The sequence below is a fragment of the Streptomyces sp. NPDC002138 genome (genome assembly GCF_040296485.1).
Classification (GTDB): Bacteria; Actinomycetota; Actinomycetes; order Streptomycetales; family Streptomycetaceae; genus Streptomyces.
Window position 1 is genome coordinate 1 of the sequence record NZ_JBEOXE010000106.1, and the last position, 17,407, is coordinate 17,407.

Annotated in this window: 14 protein-coding genes, 1 tRNA gene and 2 pseudogenes; 7 read left to right on the top strand and 10 right to left on the bottom strand. The window is 71.1% G+C overall.

Annotated features, from left to right (window positions below; translation table 11 throughout):
• The 3 genes and pseudogenes from ABT084_RS35950 to ABT084_RS35960 all read right to left on the bottom strand — a co-directional run.
• A pseudogene (locus ABT084_RS35950) lies at positions 1-96 on the bottom strand (LysR family transcriptional regulator); the annotation flags it as partial.
• Positions 97-113: 17 nt separating this feature from the next.
• Entirely contained in the window at positions 114-383 is a 270-nt protein-coding gene (locus ABT084_RS35955; RefSeq protein ID WP_351053469.1) for a type II toxin-antitoxin system RelE family toxin, read from the bottom strand.
• Positions 380-655, bottom strand: coding sequence for a type II toxin-antitoxin system Phd/YefM family antitoxin (locus ABT084_RS35960; protein ID WP_351053471.1), 276 nt, complete (start codon positions 653-655; stop codon positions 380-382). The genes ABT084_RS35955 and ABT084_RS35960 overlap by 4 nt, the downstream gene beginning before the upstream one ends.
• A gap of 627 nt (positions 656-1,282) precedes the next feature.
• On the opposite strand from ABT084_RS35960, the gene ABT084_RS35965 reads away from it, so the two are divergent.
• Positions 1,283-2,668 carry an NAD(P)/FAD-dependent oxidoreductase gene (locus tag ABT084_RS35965; RefSeq protein WP_351053474.1) on the top strand — a complete coding sequence of 462 codons (1,386 nt, stop codon included), beginning with the start codon at positions 1,283-1,285 and terminating at the stop codon, positions 2,666-2,668.
• Between the two features lie 237 nt (positions 2,669-2,905).
• Positions 2,906-4,264, top strand: coding sequence for a class I SAM-dependent methyltransferase (locus tag ABT084_RS35970; RefSeq protein WP_351053477.1), 1,359 nt, complete (start codon positions 2,906-2,908; stop codon positions 4,262-4,264).
• A gap of 119 nt (positions 4,265-4,383) precedes the next feature.
• Here ABT084_RS35970 and ABT084_RS35975 read toward each other — a convergent pair whose 3' ends face one another.
• Both ABT084_RS35975 and ABT084_RS35980 read right to left on the bottom strand, forming a co-directional pair.
• Positions 4,384-6,939 carry an ABC transporter permease gene (locus ABT084_RS35975; RefSeq protein WP_351053480.1) on the bottom strand — a complete coding sequence of 852 codons (2,556 nt, stop codon included), beginning with the start codon at positions 6,937-6,939 and terminating at the stop codon, positions 4,384-4,386.
• Between the two features lie 72 nt (positions 6,940-7,011).
• The gene (locus ABT084_RS35980) at positions 7,012-7,776 is read right to left on the bottom strand and encodes an ABC transporter ATP-binding protein (RefSeq protein WP_351053498.1); all 765 of its coding nucleotides are present in this window, start codon (positions 7,774-7,776) and stop codon (positions 7,012-7,014) included.
• 529 nt (positions 7,777-8,305) lie between these two features.
• On the opposite strand from ABT084_RS35980, the gene ABT084_RS35985 reads away from it, so the two are divergent.
• Positions 8,306-8,385, top strand: a tRNA-Leu gene (locus ABT084_RS35985).
• A 149-nt stretch (positions 8,386-8,534) separates the two neighbouring features.
• Complete coding sequence (locus tag ABT084_RS35990) at positions 8,535-9,380, top strand: Bax inhibitor-1/YccA family protein (RefSeq protein ID WP_351053483.1); 846 nt, start codon at positions 8,535-8,537, stop codon at positions 9,378-9,380.
• Positions 9,381-9,507: 127 nt separating this feature from the next.
• On the opposite strand, the gene ABT084_RS35995 is transcribed toward ABT084_RS35990, so the two are convergent.
• Positions 9,508-9,738, bottom strand: coding sequence for a DUF4287 domain-containing protein (locus tag ABT084_RS35995; RefSeq protein WP_351053485.1), 231 nt, complete (start codon positions 9,736-9,738; stop codon positions 9,508-9,510).
• Positions 9,739-9,838: 100 nt separating this feature from the next.
• Between ABT084_RS35995 and ABT084_RS36000 the strand changes: the two genes are divergently transcribed.
• Complete coding sequence (locus ABT084_RS36000; RefSeq protein WP_351053488.1) at positions 9,839-10,195, top strand: hypothetical protein; 357 nt, start codon at positions 9,839-9,841, stop codon at positions 10,193-10,195.
• On the opposite strand, the gene ABT084_RS36005 is transcribed toward ABT084_RS36000, so the two are convergent.
• From ABT084_RS36005 to ABT084_RS36015, 3 genes are all read right to left on the bottom strand, one after another.
• Positions 10,179-11,006, bottom strand: coding sequence for a hypothetical protein (locus tag ABT084_RS36005; protein ID WP_351053501.1), 828 nt, complete (start codon positions 11,004-11,006; stop codon positions 10,179-10,181). The two genes, ABT084_RS36000 and ABT084_RS36005, sit on opposite strands and share 17 nt — an antisense overlap.
• Positions 11,007-11,317: 311 nt before the next feature.
• Complete coding sequence (locus tag ABT084_RS36010) at positions 11,318-12,535, bottom strand: acetyl-CoA C-acetyltransferase (RefSeq protein ID WP_351053491.1); 1,218 nt, start codon at positions 12,533-12,535, stop codon at positions 11,318-11,320.
• A 113-nt stretch (positions 12,536-12,648) separates the two neighbouring features.
• A complete protein-coding gene (locus ABT084_RS36015) occupies positions 12,649-13,719 on the bottom strand; it encodes an SGNH/GDSL hydrolase family protein (protein WP_351053492.1) in 1,071 nt (356 codons plus the stop codon).
• 124 nt (positions 13,720-13,843) lie between these two features.
• Between ABT084_RS36015 and ABT084_RS36020 the strand changes: the two genes are divergently transcribed.
• Entirely contained in the window at positions 13,844-15,226 is a 1,383-nt protein-coding gene (locus ABT084_RS36020) for a cystathionine beta-synthase (protein ID WP_351053502.1), read from the top strand.
• 868 nt (positions 15,227-16,094) lie between these two features.
• Positions 16,095-16,781 carry a hypothetical protein gene (locus ABT084_RS36025; protein WP_351053495.1) on the top strand — a complete coding sequence of 229 codons (687 nt, stop codon included), beginning with the start codon at positions 16,095-16,097 and terminating at the stop codon, positions 16,779-16,781.
• A gap of 16 nt (positions 16,782-16,797) precedes the next feature.
• Here the strand turns inward: ABT084_RS36025 and ABT084_RS36030 are convergent.
• Positions 16,798-17,292 (bottom strand): annotated as a pseudogene (locus ABT084_RS36030) (transposase family protein); the annotation flags it as partial.
• Positions 17,293-17,407 lie beyond the last annotated feature (115 nt).

Below are 17,407 nucleotides of genomic sequence, written 5' to 3' on the forward strand. Positions count from 1 at the left end.
CGCGAGGGCGGCGACCACATCGGCGCTCGCGATGGGCTGGAGGGGTGTCGCGGGCAGACGCACGGCGCTGTCGTCCGAGGTCCAGGACATCGTGGCCGCCACCGCCTTCGGAATCAGATGTTGCGGTAGACGTCGCGGCGGTCGCCGACCTTGACGACGAGGATGACCAGCTCGCCGTCAAGAACTTGATAGGCGATCCGATAGCTGCCGACCCGGAGCCGGTACAGGCCGGAGGGCCCGGTGAGCCTCTTGATGTCGGCGTCCTCACGGTACGGATCGTCTCCCAGTGCGGTCAGGGCGGTGAGGATCCGCATCGCGGCCGTCCTGTCGATCGCCCGGAGCTGCCGTTGCGCAGCGGTGGTGAACCGGAAGGCGTACTTCACGCCGCGCCGTCACCCCGTTCGCTGAACAGGTCGGCCAGCAGCTCGGCCATCGTCACGGTCGGTCCGCCTTCGGCGAGCACCGCCTCTGCCTCGCGTGCGAGCAGTTCGTCCGCCGCTTCTTCGAGCGCGTTGAAGTCCGCGATGGGGACGAGAGCCGCCACCGGCGCGCCGTTTCGCGTGATTATGGTCGGTGCGCCCTGTTCGGCACGGTTGATGTGGTCCGCGAAGTGGGCGCGGGCTTCGCGCACGGTGACGGCGTTCTCATCGCTCATGAACAGCAGTGTACGCGCCAATGTGTACACATGCCGGTTGCAGGGGCCGGTGCGGGTTCACGGGAAATGCTCGACGGCATCGCCTGGAGCGCGGCCTCGGCCGCGAAGTGACGGCGCCGGGTCGCCCGAGCCCGGATTCTCGGGCGGCCCGGTCCGCTCAAGGCGCGCGGTGGACGTCCCGGCGGTCGCCGAATGCGCCGCGCTCGGTGAACAGGTCCGCGTACAGCCGTGCCGGTAGGCGGCCTGAAGGGCCCCTCCGGGGGCCGAAAGACCCCCTGCGGAAACCAGGTTCGTGAAGTTCTTCACAAGGAAAAGAAGGCCGATGGGCCAAGCGAAGGGCCTTTGGACGGGTTTTCGAGGCTGTCAGGGGTGTTTCGCAGGGGTGTTCGTCTGAATCGCGGACAGTCGCGGGGTCCGTCCGTAGGTATCCACGAGAGGCCTGGTCTACCCCGTCGATAGGCCAGAGGGCCAGTTCAGAGCGGGTGCACAACGTCTCCCGACGGAGGGTGGTTCCCTGCCCGCGGCATGACCTCCGTCACGTGGGCCGCGCAGTGTAACAGAGGGGTACCAGCTCCTTGTGAAGGGGCTCACGAGCGCCCCCCCTTCGGGTGCTGGATACTCGTTCACATGAGCACCACGGAGCGTCCCAGGATCCTCGTTGTAGGCGGTGGGTACGTAGGTCTGTATGCAGCCAAGCGCATTCTGAAGAAGATGCGCTACGGCGAGGCGACCGTCACGGTCGTCGACCCGCGCTCGTACATGACCTACCAGCCCTTCCTCCCCGAAGTGGCCGCAGGCAGCATCTCGCCTCGGCACGTCGTCGTCCCGCTGCGACGCGTGCTGCCCAAGGCAGAGGTTCTCACCGGCCGGGTCACCAGCATCGACCAGGACCGCAAGGTCGCCGTCGTCACGCCGCTCGTCGGCGAGGCGTACGAGCTGCCCTTCGACTACCTGGTGATCGCGCTCGGCGCCGTTTCCCGCACCTTCCCGATCCCCGGCCTCGCCGAACAGGGCATCGGTATGAAGGGCGTCGAAGAGGGCATCGGTCTGCGCAATCACGTCCTCGAACAGCTCGACAAGGCCGAGTCCACGACGGACGAGGACGTCCGCCGCAAGGCCCTCACCTTCGTCTTCGTCGGCGGCGGCTTCGCCGGCGCGGAGACCATAGGCGAGGTCGAGGACATGGCCCGCGACGCCGCGAAGTACTACACCACGATCAAGCGCGAGGACATGCGCTTCATCCTGGTGGACGCGGCCGACAAGATCCTTCCCGAGGTCGGGCCCAAGCTCGGCACCTGGGGCAAGGAGCACCTCGAGTCGCGCGGCATCGAGATCTACCTCAACACCTCCATGGACTCCTGCGTGGACGGCCACGTGGTGCTGAAGAACGGCCTCGAGGTCGACTCCAACACCCTGGTGTGGACCGCGGGCGTCAAGCCCAACCCGGTGCTGGCCCGCTACGGCCTGCCGCTCGGCCCCCGCGGCCACGTGGACGCCGGCGCCAACCTCCAGGTCACCGGCACCGACTACATCTGGGCCGCGGGCGACAACGCCCAGGTCCCGGACATGGCGGCCCGCAAGGCCGGCGTCGAGAACGCCTGGTGCCCGCCGAACGCCCAGCACGCGCTGCGCCAGTCCAAGGTCCTCGCGGACAACGTCATCTCGGGCATGCGGGGCTTCCCGCAGGGCGAGTACGCGCACGCCAACAAGGGTGCGGTGGCGGGCCTCGGCCTCCACAAGGGCGTCGCGATGATCGTCATGGGCGGCATGAAGATCAAGCTCAAGGGCCGGCTCGCCTGGTACATGCACCGTGGCTACCACGGCATGGCCATGCCGACCTGGAACCGCAAGATCCGCGTCTTCGCCGACTGGACCCTCGCGATGTTCCTCAAGCGCGAGGTCGTCTCCCTCGGAGCGCTGGAGACCCCGCGCGAGGAGTTCTACGAGGCCGCCAAGCCGGCCCCGGCTCCGGCCGCGGTCACCGCTCCCGCCGAGAAGGCCAAGGCCTCCTGACCCGGGCCTGACCGGAACGATCCCAGTACGACCCCGAAGGGGCCTCCCGCCATCCGTGGTGCGGGCGGCCCCTTCGGTGCGTCCCGGCTCGGCCCGGTGCGGTGCGGCCCGGCGCGGCGCGGCCCGTACAGGCCCGTACCGGCACGTCCCCGGCCCGTACCGGCGTGTCGCGCCCCGCTTACCCCGTGTGCGCGGTGGGTAGAGGCAAGGGTCGGAGCCTTACTGGAGGTGTGCGCCATGACCGACGCCGCGCCGCGGCTGGCCGCTCTTGCCGAGACCCTGCTGGGTGCCCCCCTGCCCGCCCGGATCCGCGCCTGGGACGGCAGCGAGGCGGGCCCGCCCGCCGGCCCCGTCCTCGTGATCCACCACCGGCGCGCCCTGCGCCGCATGCTGTGGAAACCCGGCGAAGTGGGCCTGGCCCGGGCCTGGGTGGCCGGCGACCTGACCGTCGAGGGCGATCTGTACGACCTCCTCGACCGGGTGTCGGGGCTGCTCTGGCAGCGCCCCGCCGACCCCGGGGCCGAGAGCGCCGCCCCGCCCGGCGGCCGCGCCTCCCGGACGCTGGCCGCGGCCGCCGGGGCGCTGGAACTCGTACGCGATCCCGACAGACGGGCCGCGCTGCGGGAGCTGGCGACGCTCGCCGGGCCGCTGCCGCCGCCCGCGCCGCCCGGCGAGGAGGTCGCCCGGCGCGGCGGCCCCCGGCACACGCGGACCCGCGACCGGCGGGCGATCAGCCACCACTACGACGTCGGCAACGACTTCTACGCCCTCGTCCTCGGCCCCTCCATGGTCTACTCCTGCGCCTACTGGACCCCCGGCGGCGATCTGGAGGGCGCCCAGCGCGACAAGCTGGACCTGGTCTGCCGCAAGCTCGGGCTGCGCCCCGGCGACCGGCTGCTCGACGTGGGCTGCGGCTGGGGCTCGATGGTCCTGCACGCGGCCCGCGAGTACGGCGTCCGCGCCACCGGCATCACCCTCTCGCGGGAGCAGGCCGCCTTCGCCCGCAAGCGGATCGCCGAGGAGGGCCTGACCGACCGGATCGAGATCCGGGTCCAGGACTACCGGGACGTCACGGACGGGCCGTACGACGCGATCTCCTCCATCGGGATGGCCGAACACGTCGGCTCCGCCCGCTACCGCGAGTACGCCCGCGACCTGTACGCCCTGCTGCGCCCCGGCGGCCGGCTGCTGAACCACCAGATCGCGCGCCGGCCCGAACCCGGCCCGGCCGGGGAGGCGGCGTACCGGATCGACCCGTTCATCGACGCCTACGTCTTCCCCGACGGGGAGCTGTCCCCGCTGGGCACCACGGTGGGGGAGCTGGAGCGGGCGGGCTTCGAGGTGCGCGACGTCGAGGCGCTGCGCGAGCACTACGCGCTGACCCTGCGGGCCTGGGTCACCCGGCTGGAGGACCACTGGGAGGAGGCGGTCCGGCTCACCTCGCCCGGCCGGGCGCGGGTCTGGCTGCTGTACATGGCCGCCTCCGCGCTGGGCTTCGAGCAGAACCGGCTCGGGGTCAACCAGGTGCTGGCGGTGCGCGCCGCCCGGGACGGGAGCGCCGGGCTGGCACCGCGCACGCGGGAGTGGCTGGGGTAGGCACGTACGCACCCGGGCACGCACGCACCTGGGCACGCACGCACCTGGGCACGTACGCCGAAGGGCCCCGCGACCGGGCGTGGTCGTGGGGCCCTTCGGCAGTCCCGGCCGGAGCCGGGCTACTCGGTCTTGATGGCGGTCAGCATGTTCAGCCGGGCCGCGCTGCGCGCCGGCCACATGGCGGCCAGGACGCCGACCACGGCGGCGAGCAGGAGGAAGATGCCGATCCGGTCCCAGGGCAGGACCAGCGCGTAGCCGGGGATCGTCTCGGTGAGCGTGGAGCCGACCGCCCAGGCGAGGAAGACGCCGATGCCGACGCCGAGGATCGCGCCGAAGAGCGAGATCACGACCGCCTCCAGGCGGATCATGTTCTTGACCCGGCCGCGGTCCAGGCCGATCGCCCGCAGCATGCCGATCTCCTGGGTCCGCTCGAAGACGGACATCGCGAGGGTGTTGACGACACCGAGCACCGAGATGATCAGCGCCATGCCGAGCAGGCCGTACATGATGTTCAGGGCGATGTTGATCACGCCGCCCAGCTCGTCGCGCATGTCCTGCTGGGTGGCGACGGTCATCGCCGGGTTCTTGCCGAGCGCGTCGACGACCTTCTTCTCCGCGGCCGCGGAGGCGCCGCCGTCGGTGTTGACGTAGACGTAGCGGACGTACTCCTCCTCGGAGTGGGCGCCCAGCACCTTGTTGTCGATCAGGTACGAGGAGATCAGGCCCTCGGCGTCCTTGTAGACGGCGCCGACCTTGAGCGCGGCCTTCTGGCCGTCGTCGAAGCGGGCGTCGAGGGTGGAGCCGACCGAGAGGCCGCGTTCCTTGGCCTCCTTCTCGGCGACCGCGATCTCACCCTTGCCCAGGCTGTTCAGCGAACCGCTGACGGTCTCGATGCTGAGCACGTTCGCCAGGGTCGCCGCGTTGACGCCGGAGGCGCCCCGGAAGCTGTCCCCGACCCGGAAGGAGCCCTCCGCGACCGGGGTGACGTCCGTGATGCCGGGGGCCTTGGCGAGGGCCTCGGCCACGGACTTGTCGAGGCCGCCGGCGCGGACGCCCTCGGACATGGAGACCCGGTAGTCGGCCTTGATCTTGTCCGTGCTCAGCCGGTCGATGGCCTTGCCCATGGTGATGCCGAGCACCGACAGCGAGGTGACCAGGGTCAGGCCGATGGCCAGGGAGGCGGCGGTGACGGCGGTGCGGCGCGGATTGCGCACGGCGTTCTGCGCGGCCAGCTTGCCGGGGACCCCGAAGACCTTCTGCAGCGGCGGCCGCAGGGCGCCGATGACCGGGCGCGACAGCAGCGGGAGCAGCACGATCAGACCGAGGAGCAGGAAGAACGCGCCCCCGCCGATGCTCCACCGGCCGTCGCCGCCGCCCTGGGAGACACCGAGGAAGACGAGGCCGAAACCGATGGTGGAGAGGATGCCGCCGAAGATGTTGCGCAGCAGCAGGGACTTCGAGGAGGCCGGGAGGTGGGCGCTGCCCATGGCCGCGACCGGGGCGATCCGGCCGGTGCGCCAGGCGGGGAACACGGCGGCGACGACGGTGACGACGACGCCGATGACCAGGGCCGCCAGGATGGTGGACGGGGCGATCACGAGGTCGCCGCCGGGCAGCTTCGCGGCGAAGGCGTTCATGGCGGAGCGCATCCCGATCGCCAGGCCGATGCCCGTGACCAGGCCGATGACGGCGGAGATCACGCCGATGACGAGGGCCTCGGCGAGCACCGAGCGCATGACCTGGCCGCGGGCGGCGCCGACGGCGCGCAGCAGGGCGAGCTCCCGGGTGCGCTGGCTGACCAGCATGGTGAAGGTGTTGTAGATCAGGAAGACGCCGACGAAGAGCGAGATGCCCGCGAAGGTGAGCAGCATGTTGCTCATGCCGCCCATGTTCGTCTCGATGTCCTTGGCCTGCTGATCGGCCAGCACGGCGCCGGTCTGGGCCGTGGCGTTCTTGCCGAGGAGCGGCTTGATGTCCGTGAGCAGCTTGTCGGCGGAGGTGCCCGCCTTCGCGGCGACGGCCAGCTCCTGGTAGAAGCCGGGCTTGAGGTACATCTGCTGCGCCGCGGGGGTGGTGAACAGCACGAGGCTGCCGCCGGCCTTGACCTCGCCGTCCTCGGTGGTGAAGACACCGCTGAGGGTGTACTCCTTCACCGGGCCGTTGGTGGCCACCCGGACCTTGTCGCCGACCTTGTACTTGCCGGCGGCCGCGGTCTCCTTGTCGAGGGCGATCTGGTCGGCCCCGACCGGGCCGGCGCCCTCGGTGAAGGTGGAGCGCGGGTCCTTGCCGTCCTTGCCGGGGGCGAAGTTGGAGCCCTTGTTCGACCAGCCCTGGCCGAGCAGCTTGCCGTTCTCGTCACCGACTCCGGCGAAGCCGGAGATCCGGCCCGAGACCGACGCGACGCCCGCGGTCCCGGCGACCTTGTCGAGGGTCTGCTGGCTGATGCCGGGGTCGCCCTCCTTCTGGCCGTTGTCGCCCCGGGTCTGGCCGTACGAGCTGACGGAGACGGCGATGCCGTCGTAGCTCTTCGCGGCCTGGCCGCTCAGGGACTTCTTGAGGGTGTCGGTGAAGACGAGGGTGCCGGAGACGAACGCGACGCCGAGGGTGACGGCGAGCACCGTCATCAACAGCCTGGCCTTGTGCGCGAGGACGTTGCGCAGGGCGGTACGGAACATGGGTATGTCAGTCCTGGTGCTGGAAGTCTGGGAGGTGGCTTCGTGGGGCCCGCGCGGGGGCCCGCGACCGGATCAGCTCGTACGGCCCTTGGCGTCGAAGGCCTTCATGCGGTCCAGCACGCCGTCCGCGGAGGGGCTGATCATCTCGTCCACGATCCGGCCGTCGGCGAGGAAGATCACGCGGTCCGCGTAGGAGGCGGCGACCGGGTCGTGCGTGACCATCACGACGGTCTGGCCCAGCTCGCGGACGGAGTTGCGCAGGAAGCCGAGGACCTCGGCGCCCGAGCGGGAGTCCAGGTTTCCGGTCGGCTCGTCACCGAAGATGATCTCGGGGCGGGAGGCCAGGGCGCGGGCCACGGCCACGCGCTGCTGCTGGCCGCCGGAGAGCTGGGTCGGGCGGTGGCCGAGGCGGTCGGCGAGACCGACCATGGAGATGACCGAGTCGAGCCACTGCTTGTCGGGCTTGCGGCCCGCGATGTCCATGGGCAGCGTGATGTTCTCCAGCGCCGTCAACGTCGGCAGCAGGTTGAACGCCTGGAAGATGAAGCCGATCTTGTCCCGGCGCAGCTGGGTGAGCTGCTTGTCCTTCAGGCTCCCCAGCTCGGTCTCGCCTATCCGCACGGAGCCGCCGGAGAAGGTGTCCAGACCCGCGACGCAGTGCATCAGCGTGGACTTGCCGGAGCCGGAGGGGCCCATGATCGCGGTGAACTGGCCCTGGGCGAAGTCCACGGAGACGTTGTCGAGGGCGACCACCTGGGTCTCGCCCTGGCCGTACACCTTCGAGAGCTGCGTGGCGCGGGCGGCCACGGCCTGAGTGGTGTGCGGGGCGTAGTTCATGGTGGTCACGGGGGCTCCTCCGAGGGGCGATCTGACGGACTGGCGGGACTGTTTCCATCCTCGCCGCGCCCACCCCCGCCCCGGATCAGCCGCCGTGCTTGTTCGTGGGGCCACTGGAGTCTGACCGCCGGACCGCCGGAGTCCTCCTCTGGTATGACAGGCTCCCCGGCCGACCGCCCGTACGGACCGGCGCGCCCGCTCGCGGGCCACGGCCCCGCCCGGGACCGGGAGACGGCCGGGGCAGGCGCGGGGCGCGTACGGGGCGTCTCAGGGGCGGGCCGGGGGCGGGGTGGTGCGGGGTGGCGTCCGTGGTGGCGCGGGGGGTGGCGGGGGCCGTCGAAATCCCGTCAATCCCACGGCGGGGGTGATCGTCGTCCACAGGGCGGCGACCCCGGGTTCTCGGCCTGACGGTCCCTCAAGCGCCAATAAAATCAGACAACATCGGAAAGAAGGCCAGGCAGGCGCATGGGTGTTCCGGGTTACGCTCGCCACGGCGCTCAAGCGCTTCCCGCGGGAGCCGCTGGACCTGGCCCGGATGGTGGAATGCAGACACGGCGAGCTTAAACCTCGCTGGCTTAGGCCGTGCCGGTTCGAGTCCGGCTCCGGGCACTCCCGCTCTTCTCCGCTCGCTCCCGTGTGACATCCCTGCGCTTCGTCATGCCTTCTTCTAAGATCCTCCTTCAGCAGTAGGGTGATTTTTTTGCGAGCGCATTACCCTTGACGCAACAGGCCGCACACCGTGGCCATGGAGGAGTGAGATGAGGAGCAGCAACCCGGTCTTCTCGCGACGGGGGTTCAGCCGCGACAACGGCGGCTACGCGGGCTTTGACGCGCAGCAGGCCGGGACCGCGACCAACCCGTATGCGACGAACCCGTACGCGGTCGACGCCCAGACCGGCATGCCCCAGGCACCGGTCCGCGGCAACGCGATGACCATGGACGACGTCGTGAGCCGTACGGCCATGACGCTCGGCACGGTCGTCCTGACGGCGGTCGTCGCCTGGCTCGCCCTCCCGGTCGACCCCGCGAACATCAACAAGTCGTACGGCATCGCGATCGGCGCGGCGCTCATCGCGTTCGTCCTCGCGCTGGTCCAGTCCTTCAAGCGCAAGCCGGTCCCGGCGCTGATCCTGGCCTACGCGGCGTTCGAGGGCGTCTTCCTCGGCGTCATCAGCTCGGCCACCAGCACCTACATCGGCCAGGGCGTGGTCGTCCAGGCCGTGCTCGGCACCATGTGCGTCTTCGCGGGCGTGCTGTTCGCGTACAAGATGCGCTGGATCCGCGTCACCCGCCGGTTCTACGGGTTCGTGATGGCCGCCGCGATGGGCTTCATGCTCCTCATGGTCGTCAACCTGCTGTTCTCGGTCTTCGGCGGCGGCGACGGCCTCGGCTTCCGGTCCGGCGGCCTCGGCATCCTCTTCGGTGTCATCGGCATCATCCTGGGCGCCTGCTTCCTCGCCCTCGACTTCAAGCAGGTCGAGGACGGCGTGCAGTACGGCGCTCCCCGCGAGGAGTCCTGGCTGGCGGCCTTCGGCCTCACCATGACCCTGGTGTGGATCTACCTGGAGATGCTGCGCCTGCTGTCGATCCTCAAGGGCGACTAGTACCGCCCCGCAGGACAGTGCGTACGACAAGGCCCCGCGAGCAGCGCTCGCGGGGCCTTGTCGCATGTCGGGGGTGTACCGGGATCGGGGGCAGGGATCGGGGACGGGGGTGACGCGGGGAGGGTGCTCAGCCGAACTTTCTGGCGGCCCTGCGCAGGTCGTACTCGTGGATGATCGCTTTGGCCTGGCCGTACGACAGCTCGTGCGCGCCGAGCAGCCAGCTGACCTTGTCCTCGAACCGGAGGAGGGAGGGGCCCTCGTCGACGGTGCGGAGCCAGTCGGAAAGATCACGACCGGTGGTCTGGGGAATTCTGGAGATCATGTTCCGGTGGGTGGGCTCGGAGAACTCTACGGACATGGGCGCCTCCGGAGGTATCGCCGTACTGTCTCTTCACGTCACCGTGCCTGACCGTTCGCCCGTTGGCAATGGTGCCCGGGCGGCGCGTAAGGTCGGCCGCGTGCTTGATACCGCGCCCCTGACCGCCGTCGTGGAACGTTTCGCCGACCGGCTCCGCTCCGCCCCGCAGAGCCGTCTCCAGCGCGGAGCCGCCGCCGAGGGACTGGCCCTCGCCCGCGAGCTGTCCGTACGGGCGCAGCGCCTGGAGGGCCCGGTCGGCGCGGCCGGGCCGCGCGAGATGCCGGACGCCGGGATCTTCGTCGTCGGCGATCAGCTGGCGGTGGCCGGCCTCGACCTGGCCGAGGCGCTGCGCACGGCGCCCCCGCAGAGGTCCCCGGACGGCACGAAGGCCCCGTCCGAGGTGCTGGACGAGGCCGTGCGGCTGGTGGAGCGGGCGGAAGTCAGAGCGATGCGATGACGCGGTCCGCGAGGATGTAGACGTTGTCGTCGGGGTCCCCCGCGTCACCGCAGGAGAAGGTCAGCGCGTAGGCGCCGGAGATGCCGGAGCCGCCCAGCAGGACGGGCGCGGTGCCGGAGCGCAGGGCCTCGGCGAGGCGCTCCGCGGTCTCCCGGTGGCCCGGGGTCATGCACAGCGTGGTGCCGTCGGTGAAGACGTACACGTCGAGGGTGCCCAGCGGGCCGGGACGGACGTCGGCCAGCGCCGTACGGGCCTCCGCCAGCTCTTCCAGCCGGCTGACCGTGCGCTCGTGGTCGGCGCCGGGCGCGGAGGCCTGGACCGGCACGAAGTCCGGGTGCGAGGGGTGGCGGCGGCGGGCCGCGGCCAGCTCGGCGGAGTCCTCGGGGTAGGCCGGGTAGGCGTAGTCGTCGGCCTCGTCCGCCAGGAGGGGCTCCAGGCCCACCAGGTCGGCCTGCCGGGGCAGGAAGACCGGGTTCTCCTCGGCGAGCTCGCCGAGCCCGGGCAGGCCGCCCAGCAGCGACGGAGCGTCGGCGGCGTCGCGGGCCTCCTGCGCGGCCCAGAAGGCGCGCGCCTCGGCCAGCTCGCGCTCGCGCTCCTCGGCGAGGGCATCGGCCACGGCGGCCCGTATCTCGGCGGCGGGGGACGCGACGGCGCCGCGGGCGTGCGGCACGGTCGTGGCGCGGGGGTGCGCCGAAACCAGCAGCTCACCGCGCAGGGCCGTGACCTGCTTGCGCAGGCCGTGGACTGCGTGCAGGGCGGCGGCGCCCACGGCCGTGGCAGCGGCCGTGGTCAGCAGCAGGGCAAGAGACATGGCGCTCACTGACTAACTCCTGATGTATTCGATCCCCCGACTTCCTACATCAGCTTGTCCCGACCTGGGAATGGCTTGCAGTGCATTACGTCATGAATTGGACAGGTCTTTCGTCCCGAGGCCTCCTACCGGATCCCCTCTGACCTGCGGAAATGCCGATCCCCCAGGACATAGGTCACATCCTGGGGGAGATTCGGTCACAGGTCGGCCGCGACGGGATTAGATCCGGTGTCAGTACGGCGTGAGGATCGGCGGGTTTTCCTTGGGGCGGTTGGGCCGCCCGGGGGAAATGATCAGCCGAGGAGCTCGAACTAGCTCAGTCGTTCGATAACCATCGCCATGCCCTGGCCGCCGCCCACGCACATCGTCTCCAGGCCGAACTGCTTGTCGTGGAACTGGAGGCTGTTGATGAGGGTGCCGGTGAGGCGGGCGCCCGTCATCCCGAACGGGTGACCGACGGCGATGGCGCCGCCGTTGACGTTCAGCCGGTCCAGGTCCACGCCGAGGTCGCGGTAGGACGGGATCACCTGGGCCGCGAAGGCCTCGTTGATCTCGACGAGGTCGATGTCGCCGATGGTCAGGCCGGCGCGCTGGAGGGCCTGCTTCGACGCCTCGACCGGGCCGAGGCCCATGATCTCGGGGGAGAGGCCGGTGACGCCGGTGGAGACGATGCGGGCCAGCGGGGTCAGGCCCAGCTCCCGCGCCTTGGTGTCGCTCATGATGACCAGCGCGGCCGCGCCGTCGTTGAGCGGGCAGCAGTTGCCGGCCGTGACCAGGCCGTCGGGGCGGAAGACGGGCTTGAGGCCCTGTACGCCCTCCAGGGTGACCCCGGCGCGCGGGCCGTCGTCCGCGGAGACCACGGTGCCGTCCGGCGTCGTCACGGGGGTGATCTCGCGCTCCCAGAAGCCGTTCTTGATGGCGGCCTCGGCGAGGTTCTGCGAGCGGACGCCGAACTCGTCCATGTCCTGGCGGGTCACGCCCTTGAGGCGGGCCAGGTTCTCGGCGGTCTGCCCCATCGCGATGTAGGCGTCCGGGATCAGGCCGTCCTCGCGCGGGTCGTGCCAGGTCGAGCCCTCGCTGGCGGCCACGGCGGCCGTACGGGCCTCCGCGTCGGCGAAGAGCGGGTTGTGGGTCTCGCGGATGTCCGAGGAGCCGTTGACGGAACGGGAGACCATCTCGACGCCCGCCGAGATGAAGACGTCGCCCTCGCCCGCCTTGATGGCGTGCAGCGCCATCCGGGAGGTCTGGAGCGAGGAGGAACAGTAACGGGTGAGCGTCATGCCCGGCAGGTGGTCCATGCCCATCTGCACGGCGACGATCCGGCCCAGGTTGCTGCCCTGCTCGCCACCCGGCAGGCCGCAGCCCAGCATCAGGTCGTCGATGTCGCGCGGGTCGAGCTCCGGGATCTTCGCGAGGGCGGCCTGGACGATCGTGGCGGTCAGGTCGTCCGGGCGCAGGTCCTTGAGGGAGCCCTTGAAGGCCCGGCCGATGGGGGAGCGGGCGGTGGAAACGATGACGGCTTCGGGCATCGGGACTCCAAGGGGTGGGTTGCGGTTGTGCCGGGACCGCATGTGAAGTTACCGGCCCGTACCGTCGAGGTCACCGCCCTTGCCGTGTGACGAGCACCGCATCAGGGACTATTTCAGCCTCGCCCTGACGGGCTGTTCGGGGCGTCCGGGAGGGCCCGGTCGCCGTCCGCGCGCGCCGCGGCGGTGTCCGGATGCGAGGCGGCGTCCCCCTCGGCGCCCGGCAGCCGCCGCCTGCGCCGGTGCTTGAGCAGGGCCCAGGGGGCGCGGGCGGCCGTGACCTCGGTGCCCGCCTGGTTCGCGGCGGCCGAGGCGGCCTTGGCCACCGGGAGCATGTCCTCGTCGCGCGAGACGTCCAGCCGGTCGGACTCGGGCCACAGGGAGAGCGTCGCGCACAGGGTCGGCAGGACGGCCATCGCGGCGGTCGCGTACCCCTCGGCGGACGGGTGGTAGGAGTCCGGACCGAACATCTCGCGCGGGTTCGCGGCGAACTCGGGGCCCAGCAGGTCCCCCATCGAGACCGTACGGCCGCCCTGGGCCACCACCCCGATGGTCTGCGCGGCGGCCAGCTGCCGGGACACCCGGCGGGCCACCCAGCGCAGCGGCTGGTACACCGGCTCGATCGTGCCCAGGTCGGGACAGGTGCCGACCACGACCTCGGTCCCCGCCAGCCGCAGCCGCTTCACCGCGGCCGTCAGCAGCCGCACGGACTGGGTGGGCGGCATCCTGCGGGTCACGTCATTGGCCCCGATCATCACGACGGCGACGTCGGGGGCCTTCTCGCCGTGGTCCAGCAGCAGCGACACCTGACGGTCGAGATCGTCCGACATGGCCCCCGACAGCGCCACGTTCCGCAGCCGCACCGGCCGCTCCGCCACCGCCGCCAGCCCCGAGGCCAGCAGCGCGGCCGGGGTCTGCCGGGCGCGCCGCACACCGAGCCCCGCCGCCGTGGAATCGCCCAGCATGGCGAGGCTCAGCGGGCCGGGACTCAGCTCCGGGCCGCCGAATTCGCTCCCGTACAGCCCGTCCGCGCGCGGCGGATCGGGCAGTCCGGCGCCCACGGTCCGCTTCGCCAGCTGTACCTCGGCGACCACCAGTCCCACCGCGGCGGCCCCGAGCAGACCGAGCCCGCCGCCGCCGTACGCCGCGCCCGCCGCGATCCGGCGGGCCGTTCTCGCCCTCGACACTTCAGGTCACCCTCCTTGCCTCTGCTGGCTTACCTGCCCCGTAGTGCCGCTGCTCCAATCCCTTTCCGCTTAGTCTGGCCAGACCTCCCGGAGAACCCGTGGAGTCCCCTCCTTGGAGAACATGGTGCAATTCCACGACTCGATGATCAGCCTCGTCGGCAACACCCCGCTGGTGAAGCTCAACCGCGTGACCGAAGGCATCCAGGCCACCGTCCTGGCCAAGGTCGAGTACTTCAACCCGGGCGGATCCGTGAAGGACCGCATCGCCCTGCGCATGATCGAGGCGGCCGAGCAGAGCGGCGCGCTCAAGCCCGGTGGCACCATCGTGGAGCCCACGAGCGGCAACACCGGTGTAGGACTCGCCATCGTGGCCCAGCAGAAGGGCTACAAGTGCATCTTCGTCTGCCCTGACAAGGTGTCGACGGACAAGATCAATGTGATGCGCGCGTACGGCGCCGAGGTCGTGGTCTGCCCGACCGCCGTCGACCCCGAGCACCCGGACTCGTACTACAACGTGTCCGACCGCCTCGCGCGCGAGCCCGGCGCCTGGAAGCCGGACCAGTACAGCAACCCGAACAACCCGCGCTCGCACTACGAGACCACCGGTCCCGAGCTGTGGGAGCAGACGGACGGGAAGATCACGCACTTCGTCGCGGGCGTCGGCACCGGCGGCACGATCTCCGGCACCGGCGGCTACCTCAAGGAGGTGAGCGGTGGCAGCGTCAAGGTCATCGGCGCCGACCCCGAGGGCTCCGTGTACTCGGGCGGCTCGGGCCGTCCGTACCTCGTCGAGGGTGTCGGCGAGGACTTCTGGCCGTCCGCCTACGACCGCAACGTGACGGACGAGATCATCGCGGTGTCCGACAAGGACTCCTTCCAGATGACCCGCCGCCTCGCCAAGGAAGAGGGCCTGCTGGTCGGCGGTTCCTGCGGGATGGCCGTCGTGGCCGCGCTGAAGGCCGCCGAGAGCCTGGGCCCGGACGACGTGGTCGTCGTCCTGCTGCCGGACAGCGGCCGCGGCTACATCAGCAAGATCTTCAACGACGAGTGGATGGCCGGGCACGGCTTCCTGGAGGACGCGGGCCCCTCGGCCCGCATCGGCCAGGTGCTCGCGGACAAGGAGGGCGGCATCCCGTCCCTCGTCCACATGCACCCGGAGGAGACCGTCGGCGAGGCGATCGAGGTGCTGCGCGAGTACGGCGTCTCGCAGATGCCGATCGTCAAGCCGGGCGCGGGGCACCCGGACGTGATGGCCGCCGAGGTCATCGGTTCGGTGGTGGAGAAGGAGCTGCTGTCGGCGCTGTTCGCGCAGCGTGCCTCGCTCACGGACCCGCTGGAGAAGCACATGAGCGCCCCGCTGCCGCAGGTCGGCTCCGGCGAGTCGGTGGCCGAGCTGATGGCGGTCCTGGGTACGGCGGACGCGGCGATCGTCCTGGTCGAGGGCAAGCCGACCGGCGTCGTGAGCCGTCAGGACCTCCTGGCGTTCCTGGCGCGCGGGACGAAGTAGCGGCCCGCGCGGCCTGGGGCGGGGGCTTCGTGCAATCGGTACGGGGCCGTCACGTCGTGGCAGCACCGGCTTAACACGGGCCGGGCACAGTGGTGGTCGTCGGAAGGAAACCTGACGGATCCGGGAACGGGTCCGGACGGTTCTTCCGGCCCCACGAGCGGCGTATCGCGACTCCGGAGCGGCTCCCGGACCGCGGCGCGTCACGGACGCGGACGGCCCTGACCCGGCCCGTGTCCCGAGCGGGGGCCGCCGTCGTCCCGCCCCCCGGCCAACCGGGGGTGCGGCGGCCCCCGCCCAACTCCCCTTCCCGGGCTGCGCCCGGCCTCTTTCCGGGGCTGCGCCCGACCCCTTTCCCGGGCTGCGCCCGACCCCTTTCCCGGGCTGCGCCCGACCCCTTTCCCGGGCTGCGTCGGGCTCCTTTCCCGGGCTGCGCCCAACTCCCTTTCCCGGGCTGCGCCTGAGACGCCCCTCGGCTGTGCCTCTACTGTCTCCGGACTGCGCCAGGCCAAATCCAGCCTCGCCGGCGTTTGAGGCGCCGCCGGAGGCGCTGGGGTGGAACCCGGCCCTCACTTGTTTGGCGTGCCCGGCCATGTCAGCCTCGCCGGAGGCGCTGGGGCTGGACCCGGCCCTCACTTGTCTGGCGCTGCCCATGGGTTCGGGCCTGCGGGCCGTGGGGCCTCCGGCGGCGCCTCAAACGCCGGCGGGGCTGGGTTGGGCCGGCGGGGCTGGAGTTGGCCAGGCGGGGCTGGCGCTGGCTAGGACTTGTCCGGCCGAGCACGGCCGGAGGTGTTCACCGGCGGCGTCCCGGTCTCTAGCCGGTCACCGGTGGCGCCCCTACTGTGAGGGCATGGCGACGCGGAGGCCGGGGATGCCCGGCGAGGTGGAGCGGGGAGCTGCGGGGACGACCGATGTGGTGCTGCGGGAAGGTGGCGGTTCCTGGCTGACGCTGCCGCGTTCGGTGGGCCGCGCCGCGACGACCGGCCTGTTGGCGGGGCTCGTCGGGCTCGTTCTCGCTGTGCCGACGGCGGCCGCTGTCCTGCTCTCCGGCAGGGGATGGGCAGCGATGTGGGTGGTGGCGTTGTGGATGGAGTCGGCAGCGGTGGCGGTGGGCTTCACGGGCGGGCTTGCCTCGGCCTGTTTCCGGGTGCACCGGATCACGTTCTCGCCTTCCTCCGACGACGGCCCCCTCATGACGCGGGTCGTGCGGGGCCTTCGGGCCGGCCCGTGGAAGGTGGGGGAGGGGCCGATCCGGCTGCGTCTGGAACAGGTGATCGAGGAACCGTGCGGCGACGATCCCAATCCCGCCACCACTGTCGTGAGCTTGCGGGTGATCCGGGACGATAGTGACATCGGCCGGGCGGTTCTCCCGCCGGGCACCGACGTGCCCCGGCTCGGAGCGGCTTGGGAAGAGGCGCTGGGATCGTCCGTCGTCATCGAACTCCACGTCAGGCGCAAGACCCGCCCCAGGGTCACTCGCCGAGCGGACCGCGGCGGATTCACCGGCATCAGCGGCGCCGGGGGATACAGCTGCGGGGGCGGCAGCGGCGGAGGCTAAGGGCTTGTCCGGTCGATCATGTACGGAGCCAGATGGCGAGGGCTGCGGCAGTCGCAGTTCCGAGGAAGACGTAGCCGCGCTTGTCGTAGCGGGTGGCCACGGCTCGTGAGTGCTTGAGCCGGTTGATCGCCCGTTCGACGGTGTTGCGTTTCTTGTACCGCTCTTCGTCGAAGCCAGGCGGCCGTCCGCCGCGTGGGCCACTGCGCAGGCGGGCGGCCTGGCTGTCGGTCTTCTCCGGAATCGTGTGCCGGATGCCCACCAGGCGGGCGACGAGGCTCTGCCACGCGGTCTCGTTCTGGTGTTCCGCCGTCGGGTCCCCCTTTGACGCGGGTGCCGGCGGCGCTTCGGTGCGGGCACCGGCGGCGTGCTGATGCGCCCGCACGACGGTGGAGTCGACCGAGATGTCCCAGTCGATCTCCCCGGCCGCATCGGCCTCCGCCTGGACCTGCTGCAGCAGGCGTTCCCAGGTTCCATCGGCCGACCACAGGCGGTGGCGTTCATAGACCGTCTTCCATGATCGGCCGGACAAGTCCTAGTAGTGCTTTGTTACGTGCTGTCGTAGGGCTGTCTGGTGGGTTGTCGGCAGGTGAGGCAGGTGCCGGTCCAGGTGGTGATGAGGTGTTGGA